Annotated in this window: 15 protein-coding genes; 7 read left to right on the top strand and 8 right to left on the bottom strand. The window is 68.2% G+C overall.

The window, feature by feature from the left end; all coding sequences use genetic code 11:
• Nucleotides 1–143: 143 nt before the first annotated feature.
• Both KIK05_RS00170 and KIK05_RS00165 read right to left on the bottom strand, forming a co-directional pair.
• Nucleotides 144–1,466, bottom strand: a complete 1,323-nt coding sequence (locus KIK05_RS00170) for an ABC transporter substrate-binding protein (RefSeq protein WP_214408404.1) — start codon at nucleotides 1,464–1,466, stop codon at nucleotides 144–146.
• Between the two features lie 91 nt (nucleotides 1,467–1,557).
• The gene (locus KIK05_RS00165; protein ID WP_308249665.1) at nucleotides 1,558–2,817 is read right to left on the bottom strand and encodes an ABC transporter substrate-binding protein; all 1,260 of its coding nucleotides are present in this window, start codon (nucleotides 2,815–2,817) and stop codon (nucleotides 1,558–1,560) included.
• Between the two features lie 133 nt (nucleotides 2,818–2,950).
• On the opposite strand from KIK05_RS00165, the gene KIK05_RS00160 reads away from it, so the two are divergent.
• The 3 genes from KIK05_RS00160 (at nucleotide 2,951) to KIK05_RS00150 (ending at nucleotide 6,681) form a co-directional block, all read left to right on the top strand.
• Nucleotides 2,951–3,457, top strand: a complete 507-nt coding sequence (locus tag KIK05_RS00160) for a PadR family transcriptional regulator (protein WP_214408403.1) — start codon at nucleotides 2,951–2,953, stop codon at nucleotides 3,455–3,457.
• A 60-nt stretch (nucleotides 3,458–3,517) separates the two neighbouring features.
• Nucleotides 3,518–4,261, top strand: coding sequence for an ABC transporter ATP-binding protein (locus tag KIK05_RS00155; protein WP_214408402.1), 744 nt, complete (start codon nucleotides 3,518–3,520; stop codon nucleotides 4,259–4,261).
• Nucleotides 4,262–4,416: 155 nt separating this feature from the next.
• A complete protein-coding gene (locus KIK05_RS00150) occupies nucleotides 4,417–6,681 on the top strand; it encodes an ABC transporter permease (protein ID WP_214408401.1) in 2,265 nt (754 codons plus the stop codon).
• 96 nt (nucleotides 6,682–6,777) lie between these two features.
• Here the strand turns inward: KIK05_RS00150 and treS are convergent, their stop codons facing one another.
• Nucleotides 6,778–8,466, bottom strand: a complete 1,689-nt coding sequence (gene treS, locus KIK05_RS00145; RefSeq protein ID WP_214408400.1) for a maltose alpha-D-glucosyltransferase — start codon at nucleotides 8,464–8,466, stop codon at nucleotides 6,778–6,780.
• Nucleotides 8,467–8,759: 293 nt separating this feature from the next.
• Nucleotides 8,760–10,445 carry an asparagine synthetase B family protein gene (locus KIK05_RS00140; protein WP_214408399.1) on the bottom strand — a complete coding sequence of 562 codons (1,686 nt, stop codon included), beginning with the start codon at nucleotides 10,443–10,445 and terminating at the stop codon, nucleotides 8,760–8,762.
• A gap of 113 nt (nucleotides 10,446–10,558) precedes the next feature.
• Here KIK05_RS00140 and KIK05_RS00135 point away from each other — a divergent pair, with 113 nt between their 5' ends.
• Entirely contained in the window at nucleotides 10,559–12,553 is a 1,995-nt protein-coding gene (locus KIK05_RS00135; protein WP_214408398.1) for a glycosyltransferase family A protein, read from the top strand.
• Nucleotides 12,554–12,758: 205 nt separating this feature from the next.
• Here the strand turns inward: KIK05_RS00135 and KIK05_RS00130 are convergent, their stop codons facing one another.
• Nucleotides 12,759–13,283 (bottom strand): ATP-binding protein, encoded by a 525-nt coding sequence (locus tag KIK05_RS00130; RefSeq protein WP_214408397.1) that lies wholly within the window; start codon nucleotides 13,281–13,283, stop codon nucleotides 12,759–12,761.
• A gap of 211 nt (nucleotides 13,284–13,494) precedes the next feature.
• Between KIK05_RS00130 and KIK05_RS00125 the strand changes: the two genes are divergently transcribed.
• The 3 genes from KIK05_RS00125 (at nucleotide 13,495) to KIK05_RS00115 (ending at nucleotide 15,560) form a co-directional block, all read left to right on the top strand.
• On the top strand, nucleotides 13,495–14,361 hold the full coding sequence (locus KIK05_RS00125) for a helix-turn-helix domain-containing protein (protein WP_308249664.1): 867 nt from the start codon (nucleotides 13,495–13,497) through the stop codon (nucleotides 14,359–14,361).
• A 21-nt stretch (nucleotides 14,362–14,382) separates the two neighbouring features.
• Complete coding sequence (locus tag KIK05_RS00120) at nucleotides 14,383–14,589, top strand: DUF397 domain-containing protein (protein ID WP_214408396.1); 207 nt, start codon at nucleotides 14,383–14,385, stop codon at nucleotides 14,587–14,589.
• Between the two features lie 77 nt (nucleotides 14,590–14,666).
• Nucleotides 14,667–15,560, top strand: a complete 894-nt coding sequence (locus KIK05_RS00115; RefSeq protein WP_250562042.1) for an aminoglycoside phosphotransferase family protein — start codon at nucleotides 14,667–14,669, stop codon at nucleotides 15,558–15,560.
• Between the two features lie 67 nt (nucleotides 15,561–15,627).
• On the opposite strand, the gene KIK05_RS00110 is transcribed toward KIK05_RS00115, so the two are convergent.
• The 3 genes from KIK05_RS00110 to KIK05_RS00100 all read right to left on the bottom strand — a co-directional run bounded on the left by KIK05_RS00110 (nucleotide 15,628) and on the right by KIK05_RS00100 (nucleotide 19,255).
• Complete coding sequence (locus KIK05_RS00110) at nucleotides 15,628–16,113, bottom strand: hypothetical protein (RefSeq protein ID WP_214408394.1); 486 nt, start codon at nucleotides 16,111–16,113, stop codon at nucleotides 15,628–15,630.
• 512 nt (nucleotides 16,114–16,625) lie between these two features.
• Nucleotides 16,626–16,940 carry a hypothetical protein gene (locus tag KIK05_RS00105; protein ID WP_214408393.1) on the bottom strand — a complete coding sequence of 105 codons (315 nt, stop codon included), beginning with the start codon at nucleotides 16,938–16,940 and terminating at the stop codon, nucleotides 16,626–16,628.
• 98 nt (nucleotides 16,941–17,038) lie between these two features.
• Nucleotides 17,039–19,255 (bottom strand): phospholipase A2, encoded by a 2,217-nt coding sequence (locus KIK05_RS00100; RefSeq protein WP_214408392.1) that lies wholly within the window; start codon nucleotides 19,253–19,255, stop codon nucleotides 17,039–17,041.
• Between the last annotated feature and the right edge of the window lie 188 nt (nucleotides 19,256–19,443).

Genomic DNA, 19,443 nt, shown 5'->3' with positions numbered 1-19,443 from the left:
CTTTTTCGGCTCCTGAGGTGAGGTCTCACCCCTTGCCGTCTCTGTGGTGCTGTCTGGCCCGGGCGAGGCCTCGCGGGCGACGACATCGTCGTCGCCACGCGAGGTCTGCTGGCCGTTCAACCCGTCGGTCACGGCCGTCGCCTCTACTTCTTCCAGGCCTTGGCGGCGTCGGCCTCGAGCTTCTGCTGCGTGCCCTTGACGTCCTTGGGGTTGCGCAGGAAGTCCTGCAGGTCCTTCCACTCACCCTTGCCGTCGGTGCCGCCGAAGGCGCTCGGAGCGAGGTCGGACATGTCGTATCGCACCGACTCGCCGGCGGAGATGATCGTCTGCGCGAGCTGCTTGGTCAGCGCGTCCGGGTAGTTGTCGGGGGAGACGTTGCGGTTCGGCGAGAGGTAGCCGGGGTTCTTCGCCCAGATCGAGCCACCCTCGGCGGAGGCGAGGTACTCCAGCAGCGCCATGGCGCCCTTGGAGTCCTTCATCGCCACCGCGACGTCACCGCCGAGGACGACGGGGGCGGTGTCGCCGGCCTTGGGGAACGGCATGATCTTGGCGTCCTCGCCGACCTTCGCGCCGGACTGGACGGCCGAGGAGGCGACGAAGTCACCCTCCATGACCATCGCGGCCTTCTTCTGGCCGTAGACCTGGGTGGCGCAGGTCGGGAAGTCGGTCTGCAGGGCGCCGGAGGAGCCGCCGAGCACGAACTCCTTCTTGCCGAAGATCTGGCCCATCTTCTCCAGGGCGGTGGCCACGCTGGCGTCGGTCCACGGGATCTCGTGCTTGGAGAGCTTGTCGTAGTTCTCCGGGCCCGCCGACGACAGGTAGATGTTCTCGAACATGTCGGTGAGCGTCCACCCCGAGGCGGCGCACAGGGCGAACGGCGCGGTGCCGGAGTCGGCGAGGGTCTGGGCGGTCTTGCCGATCAGCTCGTCCCAGGTGGTCGCCGGCTGCGCGCCCGCGTCCTGGAAGGTGGGGTCGCGGTACCAGATCAGGGACTTGTGCGCGGCCTTGATGAGAACGCCGTACACCTGGCCGCCGGCCGAGCCGAGGCTCTTCCAGTACGGCGTGTAGTTCTGGTCGATCTGGGCCTGGACCTCGCTCGACAGCGGCTTGAGGGCCTTCTGGTCGGCGTACTGCTGCACCAGGCCGGGCTGGGGCAGGACCGCGACGTCCGGCGGGTTGCCACCCTGGATGCGCGGGCCGAGGTAGGCGCCGGTGTCCTCACCGGTCGAGGCGTAGGTGACCTTGGCACCGGTCTTCTCCTCGAAGGCGGTGAGCACCTTCTGGAAGCTCTTCTGCTCGTCGCCGGTCCACTTGGCCGCGATCTCGATGGTCGTGCCCGCGAGCGGCTTGGCGGCCGGAGCGCTGCTGCTCCCGCTCGCCGAAGGCTGGGTGCCGTCCGACTGACCGCCGCACGCGGCGGCCGCGAGCATGAGCCCGGCCACCACCGCAGTCGTCTTGACACGCATGGTGCTACCTCCTGTTGAAGGCCCCGAAATGAATGTGAGCTATTGGGATGAATGTGATTCGGGATGATGGGCGGGGGGATCGCCCCTGCCGCTATGGGGTGCGAAGGATCTCGCCGAGTTGCTGCTTCAGGGCGGCGACGGTCTCGTCGCTGGGTCTCCTGAGATTGAGCGCGTCGGAGACGCCACTCGAGATGACCAGGCTGACCTGGTCGTATTTGGAGCTGACCGGCCTGGGCCGGGCAGACATGATGCTCTGCTTGAGCACCGGGAGATACGGATAACGCTTGATGAGGGCCGGGTCGTCGTACAGCTCCGACCAGACCGGGGGGAAGGAGCCGTCGGTGAGCACGCTGCGCTCGTTCTCCAGCCCCGTGAAGTAGCGGATGAACTCCAGCGCCGACTTCTGGTGCTTGGAGTAGGCGCTTATGGCCAGGTTCAGGCCGCCGAGGGAGCTCGACCCGGGCCCGTTCAGGCCGGGCAGGCGGGTCACCGCGAACTTCCCGGCGATGGACGACCGCTCGGCCGGGCCGTAGGCGTGCGGCCAGTTGCGGGCGAAGAGCAACCTGCCCTGCTGGAACGCCAGCCGCGACTCCTCCTCCTTGTAGGAGAGCGCCTCCTGCGGGATCCAGCCCTCCCGCAGGCCGTTGACCAGGAAGTCGAGCCCTGTGGTGGCGCTGCCGAGGTCGAGGGTGACCTTGGTGCCGTCCGGGCTGAGGATCTGGCCGCCCGCCGACTGCACCGCTTCGGCGAAGTTGACGGTCAGGCCCTCGTAGGGGAGGAACTGGCCGGCGTAGCCGTCCAGCTTGTACTTCTTACCGAGCCGGATGGCCTGGTCGCGCAGCTCGGCCCAGGTCTTGGGCGGCTTGAGGTGCTCGCGGTCCAGGATGTCCTTGCGGTAGTAGAGCAGCCCCGCGTTGCTGGTGTACGGCACCGCGTAGAGCTTGCCCTGGTAGGTCGCGGTGTCCACGACCGGCTGAAGGAAGCGGTCCAGCGGGAACATGCTCCTGTCGAGGGACACGATCCAGCCGGCGTCGGCGAACTCCGCCGTCCACACGACGTCCAGGCCCAGCACGTCGTAGCGGTCGCTCTTGGCCTGAAGGTTGGCGACCATCTGCGCGCGCTGCTCGTCGGCGGCTTCCGGGAGCTCCAGGAGTGTGACCTTCTCCTTGGGGTGCGCCCGGTTCCACCTGTCGATCAGGGGCTGGAGGTAGGCGGTGGTGTCACGCCCGGTGGCGAAGGTCATCGGACCCGTGCCGTCGGTACCCGCACCGGCACCGGAGTCGCGCGAGCCGAACCCCGCGCATCCGCTGAGCAGCATGGCTGCCAGCACGATGGGGGTCAGACGACGCACGTGTGTCCTCCGGATGTTGTTTGGGTTACATGCGTGTTATGTAGATGCATGCATGTTATGCATAGCGATAATGTGGGCGTCAACGGATTAGGTCGTAACACTCAGGTAACGCGAAGCCCGAGGGAGGTGGGGCGTGCGGCTCCAACTGCTGGCGCTCCTGGCGAAGGAACCTGCCCACGGGTACGAACTGAAACAGGCGCTTGAGCAGATCTTCGGCGACGCCTACCCCTCGCCCAACATCGGCCAGATCTACGTCACGCTGGGCCGGCTCGAGAAGGACGGCCTGGTCCGCGCCGTCGACGTCGAGCAGTCCAACCGCCCGAACAAGAAGGTGTACTACTGCACCGCCGCCGGGCGCGACGCGCTCGACGAGTGGGTCGACTCGCCCAGCGAGGGTCCCCGCGTCCGCGACGAGTTCTTCATGAAGCTCGTGCTCGCCCCCATGACGGGCATCGCCGACCGAATGGCGTTGATCAACCGCCAACGCCGCCATTACCTCGCTATCATGCGCGAACTGGTAGAAGTCGCACAGCAGACCGACCCGGACAACCGTCCGGCGCATCTGCTGATCGAAGGTGCCATGCTCCACCTCCAGGCCGACCTCGACTGGCTCGAACGCTGCCAGGAGGACCTGGCCTGACGGAGCGGCCGCAAAGAGAAAAGTGGTGACCCAGCGCCTCATGAACACAGCGAAGTCGCAATGAGCACGGCGGCGATCAACACGGTCAATCTGGTGAAGATCTACCAGACGGGTGGGCTGCCGGTGCCGGCGGTGCGGGGCGTCGACCTGCGGGTCGAACAGGGCGAGTTCGTCGCCATCATGGGCCCCTCGGGGTCGGGGAAGTCCACTCTCGTGCACATGCTCGGCGGCCTCGACACCCGCACCAGCGGCGAGATCTGGATCGAGGGCGAACGCGCCGACACCCTCGGCGAGAGCGCCTGGGCCATCCTGCGCCGCCAGAAGATCGGCTTTGTCTTCCAGTTCTTCAACCTCGTGGACAACATGACGGTCGCCGACAACGTCGAGCTCCCGGCGCTGCTCGCGGGCGCCTCGCCCAAGCACGCCCGCGAGCGCAGAGAGTACCTGCTGGGCGAGCTGGGGCTGACCGAGAAGGCCGACGCGGCGCCCGCCCAGCTCTCGGGCGGTGAGCAGCAGCGGGTGGCGCTCGCCCGGGCGCTGGCCAACCAGCCCCGCGTGCTGCTGGCCGACGAGCCGACCGGCAACCTCGACAGCAAGAACACCCGCGACGTGCTGCGCCTGCTCGGCGACGTGCACAAGCAGGGGCAGACGATCGTCATGGTCACCCACGACGCCCGCGTCGCCGGCCTCGCCGACCGGGTGGTCACCCTGCTCGACGGCCAGATCGTCGACGACGGGGCGATCGCCCCTGCCCGCCGCCGCCCCAAGAGCGGCGCCGGCGGCGTGGTCGAGCTCCGGGGATGACGCCGACCCCATGAACACAGCGCAATGAACACAGCGAGGACGCGCCGGTGCGGTGACCGAGGAGGGAGGGAGCGCGAGGAACGAGCGCTTCCGAGCGACGAGGGAAGCGTGCCGGCTCAGGGGCGGCCTCGCGCCGCGCGAGCGGAGCGAGCGCAATGAACACAGCTGAAGTGCGGTGGGTCAGGGCCGACCTGAGGGCGAGACGGGTGCAGGCGCTGCTCACCGTGCTCGCGGTGACCGGCATCGTCACGGCGCTCATCACCGCGGCCACGCTCCTCGAGGACGGCACCAACCCCTGGCGCGGCCTGTTCGTCCGCGGCAACGGCGCCCACGTCTGGATCCACACCAAGGACGCCCCGGACCCGGCGGTGCTCAAGGCCCAACCCGGCGTCACCGACGTGGCCGGGCCCTACCGCAGTGCCCCCGCCACGCTGGTGCAGGGCGGCAAGAAGACCCCGGTCGCCCTCCAGGAGATGTCGGCGGTGCTGCCGGCCGTCGGCCGCCCGATCCTGCGCGAGGGCCGCTGGCTGGACCCGGCCAACCTCTCCGGCGTGGTCGTCGAGCGGTCGTTCGCCCGCGCGCTCGGCCTGCGTCCCGGCTCGTCGTTCTCGGTCATCGGCCTGAACGGCGCCACGCACGCCCTGACGGTGTCCGGGCTCGCCGAGAGCGGTGACCAGGGCTTCTACCCCGAGTGGACTCCAGGCCTCGCTTGGACCCTCTCAGGGACCCTCGACCAGGTGGAGCCCGCGCTCGGCCGCAGCGAGTCGGTGACCGGGCTGCGTCTGGACGACCCCGACGCCACCTCGCTCATCGTCCAGCGCACGATCACCAAGCTGGCCGGGCAGGTGCAGCGCGTGTCCACCTGGCGCGAGGTCGAGGCGTCGATGGAGCTCGACAACCGCCTGCTGGGGGTGCTGCTCGCGCTGTTCGGCGTGGCCGGGCTGGTGGCGGCCGCCCTGGCCCTCGCCAACGCCGCCGGCGGGCGGGTCCTCACCCAGCAGCGCGACATCGCGACGCTGAAGTCGCTGGGGTTCACCCGGCGCCAGGTAATCCGCATGCTGCTCGTCGAGCACGGCACGCTGGGATTCGCCGGCATCGTGCTGGGCGTGGTGTGCGGGCGGGTGGTGACGGCGTACGGCCTGGAGGAGACCGTGGCCGTCCCGCTGTCGGCGGGCCCGCTGCTCGCCATCACGGCCGGCACGGCGGTGGTGGTGCTCATCGCGGTCTGGCTGCCCGCCTGGCGCGGCGGCCGTACCCCGCCGATCCCGGCCGCGCCCGCCGTGCCCCCGCGCGGTCACCTGTCGCGCCTGGCCCGGCTGGCCCTGCTGGTACGCCTGCCGCCCGCGCTGGTGCTCGGGGCGAGGGACGCCTTCACCCGGCGCCTGCCGGCGCTGCTGACGACGTTCGGCCTGGCCATCCCCATGATGATGATCACGATCGGCCTGGGCTGCTGGGCGACGCTGGACGCCTTCAAGGCCCATCCGGAGCAGGTCGGCCAGGCGGCCTCGCTGATCGTGCGCCCGGGAAGCCTGACGTCCGCCGAGGCCAACCAGGTCGCGCTGGCCGATCCCGAAGTGATCGCCTCCTATCCCGGCACGGAGGTGGACGCGCTGGTGCCGGGGCAGACGCGCACGGTACGTGCCCGGGCGCTCGGCACCGTGATAGACCCCTATCCGTTCTCGGTGGTCGAGGGGCGCATGTTCCGCGACAGGGGCGAGGCCGTCGCCGGTCAGGGCCTGCTCGACCTGCTGCACGTCCGCATCGGTGACCGCACGCGGCTCACCATCGGCGGCACCCCGCTGATCGTGAGGATCGTCGGTCGGGTGCTGGAGCCCGACCAGGACGGCGAGGTGCTCTCGGTGCCCCTGGACAGCCTCGCCCCCAAGGACGCCCTCCCTCCGCAGTACTACAGCCTCGTGCTGCGCCAGGGGGCCGACCAGGCGGCCGTCCGGTCACGCCTGCAGGCGCAGGCGCTGGAGGTGTCGCAGGCCGTCAACCCGTCCGACCGGCTGTCGGTGATCCGCGTCATCATCGTGGCGCTGGTGAGTGTGCTGGCGCTGCTGGGCCTGGCCAACCTGCTGACGGCCAGCGCGGTCGGGCTGCGCGACCACGCCCTCGATCTCGCCGTGCTGAAGGCCATGGGGCTCACGCCGCGCCAGGTGATGGCCACGCTGGTGACCGGTACGGGCCTGCTGGCGGTGCTCGGCGTGGTCACGGGGGCGGTGGCGGGGGCGCTGGTGTCCTCCGGCCTGATCGACCTCCAAGGGGCCGCCAGCGGCATCGGAGCCGGCATCGGGCGCTCGCCCGCGCCGCTGACGCTGCTGCTCGCCGTGCTGACGGTCGTCGGCGCCGCCGTGCTGGTGGCGCTCATCCCGGCCCGCCGGGCCGCCCGCGCCAGGATCCCCGTCACACCTCGCTGAGCCCGTCGGGCGCACCGCGAACGGGCCCCACGCCGTTACACGCGAAGGCTCCCGGCGTTCCCTTCAGGAGGGAGCGCCGGGAGCCGTACGGCGGGCTCAGCCGCGGGTGAGCGAGAACCAGTAGAAGCCGTGGCCGGGCAGGGTGAGCAGGTAGGGCAGCTCACCGATGGTCGGGAAGGGCACCCCTCCCCGGCACTCCACCGGGATCATCCCCTCGAAGCGCCGCAGGTCGAGCTCGACCGGCTGCGGGTGCTTGGAGAGGTTGTTGACGCACAGCATCAGGTCGTCGCCCTCCTCCCGGACGAACGCCAGCACGCTGTAGTTCGGCGACCACAGCTCGGTGTAGGCGCCCGTGCCGAACACCGGGTGCTGCCGCCGCACCTCCAGCATCTTCCGCGTGAACTGCAGCAGCGAGGAGGGGCTCTTGGTCTGGGCCTCGACGTTGACGGCCTGGTAGCCGTAGATCGGGTCCATGATGGCCGGCAGGTACAGGCGGCCGGGGTCGCCGCCCGAGAAGCCCGCGTTCCGGTCGGGGCTCCACTGCATCGGCGTGCGGACCGAGTCGCGGTCCTCCAGCCAGATGTTGTCGCCCATGCCGATCTCGTCGCCGTAGTACATGACGGGGGAGCCCGGCATGGACAGCAGCAGCGCCGTGAACAGCTCGATCTGGTCGCGGTCGTTGTCCAGCAGCGGGGCGAGCCGGCGGCGGATGCCCAGGTAGGCGCGCATGCGCGGGTCCTTGGCGTACTCCGCGTGCATGTAGTCGCGCTCCTCCTCGGTCACCGTCTCGAGCGTGAGCTCGTCGTGGTTGCGGAGGAAGATGCCCCACTGGGCGTTCTCGGGCAGCTTGGGGGTGCGCGACATGATCTCGGAGATCGGCTCGCGCGACTCGCGGCGCACCGCCATGAAGATGCGCGGCATCAGCGGGAAGTGGAACGCCATGTGGCACTCGTCGCCGCCGGTGGTCGGGTCGCCGAAGTACTCCACGACGTCCTCGGGCCAGCCGTTGGCCTCGGCCAGCAGCACGCGGTCGGGGTAGAGGCGGTCGACCTCGGCCCTGACCCGCTTGAGGTAGGCGTGGGTCTCGGGCAGGCCCGAGCAGGAGGTGCCCTCACGCTCGAACAGGTAGGGCACGGCGTCCAGGCGGAATCCGTCGATGCCGAGGTCGAGCCAGAACCTCAGGACCTCCAGCATGGCCTCCTGGACCGCGGGGTTCTCGTAGTTGAGGTCCGGCTGGTGGTGGAAGAACCGGTGCCAGTAGTACTGGCCGCGCACCGGGTCGTAGGTCCAGTTGGAGTCCTCGGCGCCGATGAAGATGATGGGCGCGTCCGGGTAGCCCGCGGGGTCGTCCGACCAGACGTAGAAGTCGCCGTACGGGCCCGTGGGGTCGTGCCGGGAGGCCTGGAACCAGGGGTGCTGGTCGCTGGTGTGGTTCATCACCAGGTCGGTGATGACGCGCATGCCGCGCTTGTGGGCCTCCTCGACCAGCTTCACGAAGTCGGCCAGGTCCCCGAACTCAGGAAGGATCTTCATGTAGTCGGAGATGTCGTACCCGCCGTCGCGCAGCGGCGACTCGTACAACGGCAGCAGCCACAGGCAGTCGACGCCGAGCCACTGCAGGTAGTCGAGCTTCTCGATCAAGCCACGCAGGTCGCCGGTGCCGTCGCCGTTGGAGTCACGGAAGCCGCGGACCAGGACCTCGTAGAAGACGGCTCTCTTGTACCAACGGGGGTCGGAAGAGACGAAGTCCTCGGAAACCGATTCCGGGCATGGTGAAGCGCTCATAGGTATCGCTCGCATCAAGAGAGTAGGGCGGTACAACACGGGGGTTCGCGCCGTTGGAGCCGTCATCCCTGCGGCTCCCGCCCGACGCCTTCACCGAAGGGGTGGCTCGGTGCTCAGCGTGTATCGGCGCTGTTTCGCCGAAGACTAGCAGTCGATTAGGGATGTCCGAAGACGATCCGGAAGGGTCACTCCGCGTACCGGACGCGTAATCGTCCGCACTCCCCGGAAAACCCACGTAATCGGCCCTGTCTTCGCAGGTTGGGCACGGGTTTGCACCAGGCTTGTGAAACGGTTCACATGGCCGCGTCCCAGGGCGGCGTGAGATCGCCGAGAACGTCCTCATAGTCCGTCAGCCAGGAGCCGAAAAGCACCAGTCCCCTGAGCCAAAAACGGGAGTTCCACGACCCGAAGGCCGTCAGCCCGTCCGGCCCCTGCGCCACCACGTCCCTCATCTGCTCCGACAGCAGCCCCGGCACCGCGGCGGCCTTCAGGAGCATCCGGTGGTTCCACTCGCGCGCGACCGGTCCCCCCGACCGCAACGGCACCCGCCGGTGCGGCAGCGCCCCGTTGGTGGACGGCAGGGCGGCCACGCGCGGGTTGGCGGCCCGCAGGATCTCCCGGTAGAACCTGCCGCCCTCCTTGCGGTCCACCGGGACCGACAGCGCGGCGTCGAAGAAGTCCGGATGCAGGAACGGGAAGACCGGCGTGGCCTCCGGGCCGACGAGGTTCACGGGGGAGCGGGCGATCCCGCGCGCCGTACGCGTGTGCAGCACGCTCAGCGGCAGCTCCGAGCGGTGGCCGCGCAGCATGGAGGTCGCCTGCGCGAACGCCGAGGCGACCCGGTCGTCGACGAACGCGCGCGCCTGCTCCGACAGCACCGGCAGGTGCGGCTCGCCGGTGGCCAGGGCGGACAGCAGGGCCGCCTGCCGGTCGGCGGAGGTGCCCGCGCCCACCGCGTCCGAGGTGATCAGGAAGTTCTTCATCAGCGGCCCGCCCGCCAGGCCGTCCACGACCGCGCGTCCCGCCTTGTGCACCTCGCGGGCGAAGGGGGAGTACCAGGCGTGGTGGCTGGTGAGGTACTCCAGCCGGCGTGCCGCCCACCGTGCCTCGTCCGGGTAGGCCGCCGGGTCCTGCGGGACGATGCGGTGCCGCAGGCCGAGTTCGCGCGTGATGTAGCGGGCGAAGTCGATGTCGTTGTCCAGGCCGTCGTCCGGGCTCGTCGTCCACGACTCGACGTCCATCTCGCGGGCCACCGCCACCGAGGCGAGCAGCCGCGAGTCGTACCCGCCGCTCACCGGCACCAGCAGCGGCCGGTCGTCGAACGGCTTCAGCGCCTCGTGCAGCAGCGCGACGATGTCCCCCGCCGTGACGCCCCGGTCGAACGGCTCCTCCCGGACCCACCTCGGCGTGCGCTTCTCCACCGCCACCCGGCGCTCTGATCGCGACCAGACGAGCGCGGTGGAGCCGGGCAGCCGCTTGACCTCGGCGTAGGGGGTGTCCTCCAGGAGGGGGTAGGTCAGCTTGAAGATCGCGGCCCAGGCGTCCCAGTTGACCTCGTACGGCCGGCGGGCCAGCGCCAGCAGCGGCTCGATGTTCCCGGCGAAGTAGACCGCGTCCCCGTCGGGGCCGCTGTCGGTGAGGTAGTAGAGGTCGATCAGGCCGAAGGCGCCGGTGTGCAGGGTGACGGCGCCGGGCTCGTCGATCAGCCCGGGGGTCTCCCACGTCTCGGCCACCATGTGCCAGGGCGCTGCCGCGGGCGGCTGCCGCTCGGCCCAGGCGAAGGATGTCCCCGTCCCCGGCGTCGCGGCGTACGGCGCGAGCGGCGAGGAACTCATCAGGGCCGCGCCGGGCGCCCGGTGCACCTCCCGGACGGCCGGGCCCGCGGTGCTCAGAAGCTCCAGCCTGGCGGGGTCGTAGGCCCCCATGGCGCCGCAGACGTACGGCCGGACGACGTACTCCGGCCACTTCCCGTTGCGCACTCGACCTCTCCCCTCATCGAACACGTGGAGAGTTTACGGACTTGTGGTGGTTCGAGGTGGTGGGCCGGAATCTGCGATTATTCTTGCTCGACATCTGGGGACACGGTGATGGCATGAGTGAAGAGTTGGAGAGCACCAGGCGGGCGCTGGAGGCGGCCGTCTCGGCGGCCTCGGGCAACGCCGAACTCACCCGGCTGCTGGCCGACTACCAGGAGAGACTGGCCAGGGCCGCCGAGTCGGAGGCCGAGGCCCTCACCCGGGCCCGCGAGGTCGAGGCCAGGGCGAAGGCCGTCGAGAAGCAGGTCGTCAAGCTCGCGAAGAACCTCGCCGAACAGCGCTACCAGACCGAGGCCGCCCAGTGGCGGCTCGAATCGCTGCAGGCCAGCCGGTGGTCGCGCCTCGGCGATGCCCTGCACACCAAGAAGCCCGGCGAGGTGGCCCGCACCCTGCGCGCCCCCGTGAGCAAGCGCCCCGCGCCGAAACGCTCCGACTTCCCGCCCACCCCGCCGCCGCTCGACCCCGCCCCCGTGACACCGGTCACACCCCAGACGGCGGGTCCGGCCGTCTCCACGGCGATGGCCGAAGGCTTCACGGTCCCCAAGGGCCCGCTCGCCCGGCCGTACCTCACCGTGGCCGCGATCGTCGACCGGCAGTCCGAGGCCCTGTTCCGCTACGAGTGGCGCCAGGTCACCAACTTCGGCCCCGACAACTGGGCCGCCATGCTCGACCAGCACCACCCGCACATGCTCTTCGCCGAGTCGGTCAGGCCCGGCCCCCGGCAGGGCAACGGCGGGCGGTGGCTGGAGGAGCTCGCCGGGCGGGAACGCGGCCTGCGCGACCTGATCGAGGAGTGCGCCCGCAGGGGGATCCGCACCGTCTTCTGGCACTCCGGAGGGCCGATCTCCCTCAGCGTGCCCATGGCGTCCTACTTCGACCACGTCTACACCACCTCCGAGGCGAGGGCCCGCGAGTGGCGGGCCGCCCTGCGCCACGACCGCGTCGGGGTCCTCCCGCAGGCCGTGCAGCCGCGCGTGCACAACCAGATGCCGGCCGCCGGAGGACGGTCCGGGGTGGGCCTCCTCGGCACCGCCCTGCAGGGCGACCCGCCGCCGGACGCCGGCTGGCGGCCCCTCATGACCGACAAGGACACCTACGACGACGTCCTGACCGCCTACCGGTCGGTGTCCATGGTGCTCGCGGGGCCCGACGCGGACGCGCGCGTCGTGGAGGAGCTGTCCGCCTGCGGCACCCCGATCATGCAGCTGGCCGCCCCCATCGGCGGGGACGAGGCGTCGCTGCGGCAGGCGCTCGGCTCGGTCGAGGAGTACCTGGCGGCCGAGGCCGAGTGCGCCTCGGAGTCCCACCAGGCGTGGCGGGCCACCGTACCGGTCACGCCGCTGCTCGACCCCATCCTGGACACCGTCGGGCTGCCGTCGGTGCGCAACTCCGCCTCCGTCACGGCCATCGCCGCCGTGTCCGGCCAGACGGAGCTCGACCACCTGCTCGCCCAGCTCGGACGGCAGGCCCACACCCCCGGCCAGGTCGTCATCGTCGCCGAGGGGCTGGACGCGGCCGTCGTCGAGAAGGCCGCGCGGGCCGTGCACAAGGGCGACGTCGTCGTCCGCGACACCGCCGGCACGCCGGTCACCCGGGGCGCCGCGCTCGACCGCGCGCTCCGCCTCGCCGACGGCGACCTGGTGGCCGTCCTCGACCCGCGCGACCTGTACGGCGAGCACTACCTCGCCGACCTGGTCCGGTACTTCGCCGCCGTGGACGCGGAGATCATCGGCAAGGCGTCCTTCTACGCCCACGTCCCCGGCACCGGCGCCACCCTGCTCCGCCAGCCCGGTGCCGAGCACCGCTTCCTGCCGGAGGTCGCCGGCGGCACCCTGCTGGCCCGCCGCCAGGAGCTGGGCTACCTGGGGATCGCCGACGTCTCGGAAGAATGGGACGAGGTCCTGATGCGCCAGTGCCGCACGGACGGCGTCCGCGTGTACTCGGCCGACAGGTACTCCTACGTCTGCGTCCGCCCCGAGACCGAGCCCCGCCTCCTGTCCTCCTCCACCCTCCAGGGCTACCTCCCGGCAGAACCCCTCGCCATGATCTAGGCGCGGTCAGGGAATGGTTCTCGCCTTCGGCGAGAGCTGTGTTTCCCAGGGGGCTCCCGCCCCCTTCGACCCCGGAACCTTCCGGGCGAGCTGGCCTTTACGGATATATACGACTTTGCCGTGGGTGAGTGGTGGAGAGCTGCCGGCACCATAACCCGCGACCAGCTATGCCGCTACCGGCATGGCATCGCTGGTTGGACGCTGCTCAGCAGTCGCGGGGCTCGGGGATGCGTTCCTGGTGCTGGTGATCCACAGGCAGGGCGTCGTCCTGTGGCGTCCGAGGATGGGGGATCAGCTTTCGTGTAATGGTGGGCTGCTCCTCCGGCCACCCAGGAGGTAGCTGCCACCTGGCCCACACCGTCTTGCCGGGGCTGTCCGCCAGCGGTACGACGCCGAAGTCGTCGGCCAGAGCAGCGACGATCGGCAGTCCCCGGCCGTGGACGGCTTCGACTCCCAGGTCCAGATGCCGTGGCCGGTCCGCTCCGTGATCGGTGACCCGTACGCACAGATCCTCGGACGAGGCCCACAGGGAGATCCGAATCGGCGGAGCGCCGTAAGAGATGGCGTTCCCGAGCAGCTCGCCGACCACCAGGACGACGTCATCGCTTCGGTCGCTCAGACCCCAGCTCGTGAGCCTTTCCACAACCATCTTGCGTGCCTTCCCCACCACCGCCAGGTCGTGGGGAAGGTCCCAGCAGACGGTACGAAGCCCGTCCCGCTTTCCGCTCATCCAAGCTCCTATACGAAGAGTGAGGTCCGATGGTGCGCGGTGCATGTCTCAGCGGGTGGGAGTGTGAGCCGCAACTTGCGCTTCCCTCCCCCAAAGGGGGCATCACTCGCTGTAGCGTTAGGGTGACTGGTTGAGATGGCGGCGCGCAAGTGGAACCGCAAATTGCGCGGCTTTTCGAGATGATTGTCCCTTAGGGCGTTACCTGCGACGAATGGGTGAATGGGAGAAGATGCGCCAAATCAGTAGTCCGACGGTACGCAGACGTCGCCTCGCCTCGGAGTTGAGGCGTATTCGGGAGCGGGCGGGACTGACGATGGACCAAGTGGCCGAGCGGCTTGGCTGGTCGGTTACGAAAGTGTCCCGCATCGAGACATCGAAAGTTGGGGTCACTCCCAAGGACGTTGGCCGTCTCCTCGATCTGTACGAGCTGACGCCGTCCAAGCGCGAGGAACTGCTCGATCTCGCCAGAGATTCCCAGAAGAAGGGCTGGTGGCACGCTTATGGTGATCTACCGACCGAGTACGCCACCTACATCGGGCTGGAGGCCGAAGCGACGTCCATACGGAGCTTTGCGCCGGAAATCATCCCGGGGCTTCTGCAGACAGAGGATTACGCTCGTGCCGTCATTCGAGCGGCGCTGATCATCTCGCCGCAACGTGAGGTCGAGCGTCGGGTCGAGGTGCGCATGGCCAGGCAGAAGCTCCTCTCGCAGGATCGCCCTCTGCGGCTCTGGGCGATCATCGACGAGGCGGCGCTGTGTCGCGTGGTGGGAGGCTCCGAGGTCATGCGTTCGCAACTCGAACGGTTACTTGAAGCGGCTGAGCTACCGCATGTCACCCTTCAGGTTCTCCCCTTCTCCGTCGGCGCCCACGCGGCTACGAGTGGCGGGTTCGAGGTTCTAGAGTTCCCTGTTCCGGCGGACCCGGACGTGGCATTCCTGGAGAACTTGACCGGCAGCCTGTACGTCGAGCACGAAATGGACGTATATCGGTATACGCTGGCATTTGACCATCTGCGCGCCAAGGCGCTGGACCCGGATGAATCCTGTCGCCTCATAGCGGAGATGTTCACCGGCTGAGCTGCAGGGAGGAGGCGCGGTATGTCTACGTTCGACACGGACACGTTGGTATGGCGGAAAAGCTCTCACAGCGGTAACGGCCAGAACTGTGTAGAGGTCGCCCTGTTCAGCGAGTACGGACGCTTCGTGCGGGACAGCAAGATTTCCCAAGGGCCGGCCGTGGCCGTCGCCACTGAGGCGTGGGGGATGTTCATTGCCGCTGTCAGACAGGGTGTGCTTACCCGCTGATCCGTCGCCCCCTCGCCTGCAGGGCGAAAACGCGTTGCGGTAGGAGGGGGAGGCGCGGAACGCTGCTCGGCGTGGAGATGCATGACGGGCAGTTGACGGTGTCGGCCGAGACGGTGCGCCTGTTGGTGGACGAGCAGTTCCCCCAGTGGCGGGGGCTGCCGGTCACCGGCGTCGCCGGTGCTGGGACGGTGAACGCGATCTTCCGGCTCGGCGACCACCTCACGGCTCGGTTCCCTCTGGAGAGCGGGGACGTCGACGTGAAGCGGCGCTGGCTGGAGTCGGAGGCGGAAGCGGCCCGTGAGCTGCTGGGACACACCCGGTTCCCCACGCCGGAGCCGGTCGCGCTCGGTGAGCCCGGGGCGGGGTACCCGCTCCCGTGGTCGGTGCAGACGTGGCTGGCCGGCGTCGTGGCCACCGACGACGACCCGGGCGAGTCGGTCGCGTTCGCGCACGACCTGGCCGTACTGATCGGCGACCTGCGCGCCATCGACACCCGTGGGCGCTCCTTCGCCGGCAACGGCCGGGGAGGCGACCTCCACGCTCACGACGCGTGGATGGAGACCTGCTTCAAGCACAGCGAAGAACTCCTGGACGTTCCCCGGCTGCGTCGGATGTGGGAAGACCTCCGGGTTCTGCCACGGGAAGCGGCCGACGTGATGACCCACAGTGATCTCATTCCCGGCAACGTGCTCGTGTCCGGCGGCCGCTTGGCCGGGATTCTCGACGTCGGCGGCTTCGGGCCGGCCGACCCCGCGCTGGACCTCGTCGGCGCCTGGCATCTGCTCGAGGCCGGGCCGCGGCGGGTGCTCCGCGATGACCTCGGGTGCGACGACCTCGAATGGGAGCGGGGCAAGGCCTGGGCGTTCGTGCAGGCGATGGGACTGGTCTGGTACTACGTCGAGAGCAACCCGACCATGAGCCGGATCGGCCGGCGGACCCTGGAACGCATCTCGGCGGACGAACGGCGGTAGCCCGCCGGAAGGTGGCCGACCTCGACGGACATCCGATCAGCTCCGGAACAGCGGTCCGGGGGGCCGGTCAACCTGTGGTTTCCCGCCGTCGTGACACGATGAGGCCGGCCGCCATGATCAGAGCGTAGGCCACCAGCGGCCACCCCCACGGGCGGCGTGGCGACCACGAGTCGACGAGGATGGCGATGCCGCAGAGGAACGTCGCGGCGGTGAGCAGCCATCCGGTGACGAGCCCCGGCCGGCGGCGACGGCGCGTCAACAGGACGGCCAGGACGATCGTCATCGCGATGCCGGGCCAGGCGAGGGCGATGAAGTCCCAGGTCACACCGGCCGTGTCGGCGGGGCCGCGCAGCACGTTGAAGACCATGTCGCCCACCAGCCAGTCGACGATCGACATAGGTAAGGCCAGGATGAGCATGATGAGAATTCCGTAGAGCTGATCGCCCAAAAAGTTGCTGACAGTAGCCCAGGTGATGGTCACGACCGCCGCCCCATAGGCAATGACCGTTATGGCCGGTGCAATTTGCGTCGACATGCGAACGCTGCTGTCCATGGCGTGGGTCCTCATTTCCTCTTCGCCGCAACCGCGGAGTGGATTGCGGCCGGACCCAGGGGGCGCGAAACGGCGCGTGGTGAGCAGGTCGCCGCTGTCCAGGTCGATCGACCTCCCCTGATGTGGTCACCCGGTCCAGGTGATCTGGCCGTTCGTAACGTTGGCCGTCGAGAGCAGATGTGAAGGTGCGGAGCGTCCGCCGCCCGGCATGGACGAACTGGTCGACCACTGGACGGTGCTCAGCGAGGTGGCTGCCCTGGTCAACGCGCATATTGCTTAACGGCACCCCGATTGAGAAGAAGACCTTCACGCCGTCGTTCACGTTGAGTTGCTAGGTGTCTACCATTAGTAGCTCGGCACCCGTGCCGTGATATGGGACAGCTGCAAGCCGGATGCCGGGCGAAACGAAGGCGCTGGTCGCGACCCTCTATGTCAAACTGTGTTCCAGCTTTTCCAGCCCATGCGCAGAAGTGCAATCTCACGGAGGCGATCTGTGTGCAGCAATGCTCCATTCAGCCTTCGGTTGATCGCTTGAGTCTGTGAAGAAGCTGTCCCAGCAGCCATACCTGAACAGTTCCCAGCAGCATTAAAAGTCCACACAATGTGATGGGAAGTATCCATTCAAAACCTGTGGGCCACCATTCGAATGACATCATAGAGAGTGCTGCTAACAGAACGAGCCCTAGAGGGGCGGCGAGAATGGCTAGCGGCCAGATCGCGACGGTGTCTTTTCCGCTTAAGAGCATCGCTGTTACCGCTATAGCAGTGGCGGCCAGTATCATCAGATATAGCTTTTGGAATTTATAGGGGAATAGAGGGTCTGGCATTCTATTAACCTTTCGAGCATAACGCCTGTGTGGTCATCGGGTGGCCGGCAAGGCCGGCCACCCGATGATTTACGTCCATTAGTGGAGCGGCCTGTCTGCTACATGAAGATGCCACCCAGATTCTTGACGCCCTGGTAGTAGGTGGCAGCCTTATCTAGGCAGACCTTTCGGGGGTACACTGTATTGCCGCGAACAGGTGCCTTTCCGGTGACCGGATACGCGTTGCAAGTATAGTCGCGCAGGGTCGTGTAGAAGACGGCGTCCACGGAGCCCTTTTTTGCCTTGGTCCAGACCTTGTCGGTCTTGCTCCAGTAGATTACTCCGTAGCCATAGTCGTGCATGTCGCACGCCTTCGTGAAGTCGAATCCACCCCTGATGGTGGAACTACCTGGGCGGTCGACAGCGAACGTGCAGTGGTCGTTGTTGACGCCGACCACTGCTTTACCCCCCGGAGTGCGGATCCACTTCTGGTTGAGACGAGTGGCGCCGTAGTCCATGGGGACCCCGCCGGAAACCCAGCAGCCATCTGTGCCCCACATGTACTGAGATGCGTAGATGCAGTGGGACTGAAGGCCTGCCGCCATCGGTGTAGCGGCCTTGGTAGCAGAGGCAAGCTTGCCGAGCCCCGCATACGTAAGGCTCCACGTGCCGTTCTCGGCTGTGGAAAGCTTCGTGATGTTGCCCTGGGCGTCGTAGACGTAGGAACTCGTCTTGATCGGGTCTTCTTCTATTTGACGAAGGTCCTGAACCTGACGCAGCGCCTTGGAAGAATCGTAAGAGTAGGTGACCACGGTCCCCGCTGAGGTGCCGTCCGCCCTTACGAATTCAAGCGCTTTGAGCTGGCCGGCGATGTCGCCCAGAGCGGCTGAGGTGGCCGTGGTCGTGGTGGCGTAGCGGAAAATGATCGATGCGCACGAAGTAGCGAAAGTGGAACAGTCGGCTTCTGTTCCCGTCGGTGCGGCCGCCAGACGGCTCACGCGCCCTTGCCCGTCGTAGGCGATTCCGTACAGATTCGTTCTCGACGTTCCGGTGCTTGTGATCAGGTACTCCTGGCCGACCTTTGACCATGTAGTGAACCTGGTGGAATCCTCATTCGTCTGGAGCAAAGTGCCGTCGGCGTTCTTGACTACTGTGCTCCCGTCCTCCGCGACAAAGGTGCCTGGATTATTTGCGTCCGCAAGGAATCGCTGCGATTCCTTCCCAGTAGCGAGCTTGATCTGGATATACCCACTAGCGCTGTAGTCATTGAGGCGGTCACCGATCAGGCCGCCCAACGCCTCCAGGCGCCAGTTAGGGCCGAGCACGTTTTCGTTCGGCTGGATGACGGCCATTCGCTGACCAGCAGTGTGGCTACGCGTAACGATCAGGCCATCGTCGACGGCATCGGTGCCGCTAGTGATCCAGACACCGGTATCGGGGTCGACTCTACCGGGCCACAGGTCCTGCGGCGCAGGCCCTGGATCGGCTGGGTCGTCGCCCTCGCCGGGGGTGATGACCTCGTCAGAGGTGACCTCCAGGACCGGCGGCTGCAGGCCGTCGATGTTCTCCGCGGAGGCGAAGACGCGGAAATTGGCGCTGGCGGTCTCTGTGGGGGACTGCAGCACCAGGCCGTGGTTGGGGGTCCCGGCCGCCCACTTGGCCACGATCGGGGTGATGTTCCAGGTCATGGCGCCGCTGCCGCAGGAGCCGAGCTGAGAGCCCTCGGTCGAGGTGACGGCGTCCTCGGTGGTGTTGGTCGGCTGCGGCGTCCAGGTCTGCGTGTCCGCATTCCAGAAGTCGGTGACCCGGCGCACTTGGATGCCCGCCCCTACGTTGGGGCCACAGGAGGGAGCGTCGACGTTGGTCAGTTTGAGCACCGCGCTGGTGGGGGTCTTCAGGCCCTGGGTGTTGAACCGCAGGTAGGCCCGGGCCTTCTCCCCGCTGGTCTCCGTGCCCGCCTTCAGATACTCGCCGGTGACGTTGTTGCCGTCGAAGGCGCTGTTGACATCGGTGTCGCCATTGAGCGGCAGCACGACCGAGGGGGCAACGGTGACCGGGTAGGCCGTGGCCGGGTCGGCCAGGAACTCGCTCGAAGGCTTCAGGACCAGCGTCTTGCCTGTGCCGTTGCCGGCCACCTCGGCGGCGATCGCACCGACGCGCCCCTGGCCGCCCTGCGCCGCCCGGACCTGTCGGCCTTTTCTGCCGTGGGCGGCGAGGGGGGAGTCGGCGTCGTACATCACCGGTGCGGAGGAGGCGGCGACCAGCTTGTCGCCCTCCTTGACCGTCAACCGGCCGTCCTTCTCCTGGCCGACCTGCAGCCCCTTGCCAGTTGCCATCGGCCTGCTTGACGCGGATCGGTCCGGCGTGCAACTCGGTGAGGATCTTGCCGTTCGCCAGCTTGTAGGCGGTGGAGGTCTCCGTACGGTCGACGACCGCACGCTCAGCACCGGCCGACGTCACAGACGAGGAGGGCTGAGGAGTGGGCGAGGCGTAGGCCGCCGTGGTGGCGGCCAGAACGGCCCCA

The organism is Sphaerisporangium fuscum (assembly GCF_018531465.1).
In the GTDB taxonomy this organism is placed as follows: Bacteria; Actinomycetota; Actinomycetes; order Streptosporangiales; family Streptosporangiaceae; genus Sphaerisporangium; species Sphaerisporangium fuscum.
This window is presented reverse-complemented; position numbering and strand designations above follow the sequence as displayed.

Bases quoted from the DNA above. Each gene is read 5' to 3' on its own strand.
- treS (WP_214408400.1), bottom strand. From the start codon at position 8,466: ATGAGCGCTTCACCATGCCCGGAATCGGTTTCCGAGGACTTCGTCTCT.
- KIK05_RS00125 (WP_308249664.1), top strand. From the start codon at position 13,495: ATGGGTGAATGGGAGAAGATGCGCCAAATCAGTAGTCCGACGGTACGC.
- KIK05_RS00150 (WP_214408401.1), top strand. From the start codon at position 4,417: ATGAACACAGCTGAAGTGCGGTGGGTCAGGGCCGACCTGAGGGCGAGA.
- KIK05_RS00105 (WP_214408393.1), bottom strand. From the start codon at position 16,940: ATGCCAGACCCTCTATTCCCCTATAAATTCCAAAAGCTATATCTGATG.
- KIK05_RS00110 (WP_214408394.1), bottom strand. From the start codon at position 16,113: ATGGACAGCAGCGTTCGCATGTCGACGCAAATTGCACCGGCCATAACG.
- KIK05_RS00115 (WP_250562042.1), top strand. From the start codon at position 14,667: ATGCATGACGGGCAGTTGACGGTGTCGGCCGAGACGGTGCGCCTGTTG.
- KIK05_RS00155 (WP_214408402.1), top strand. From the start codon at position 3,518: ATGAGCACGGCGGCGATCAACACGGTCAATCTGGTGAAGATCTACCAG.
- KIK05_RS00135 (WP_214408398.1), top strand. From the start codon at position 10,559: ATGAGTGAAGAGTTGGAGAGCACCAGGCGGGCGCTGGAGGCGGCCGTC.
- KIK05_RS00100 (WP_214408392.1), bottom strand. From the start codon at position 19,255: ATGGCAACTGGCAAGGGGCTGCAGGTCGGCCAGGAGAAGGACGGCCGG.
- KIK05_RS00170 (WP_214408404.1), bottom strand. From the start codon at position 1,466: ATGCGTGTCAAGACGACTGCGGTGGTGGCCGGGCTCATGCTCGCGGCC.
- KIK05_RS00120 (WP_214408396.1), top strand. From the start codon at position 14,383: ATGTCTACGTTCGACACGGACACGTTGGTATGGCGGAAAAGCTCTCAC.
- KIK05_RS00130 (WP_214408397.1), bottom strand. From the start codon at position 13,283: ATGAGCGGAAAGCGGGACGGGCTTCGTACCGTCTGCTGGGACCTTCCC.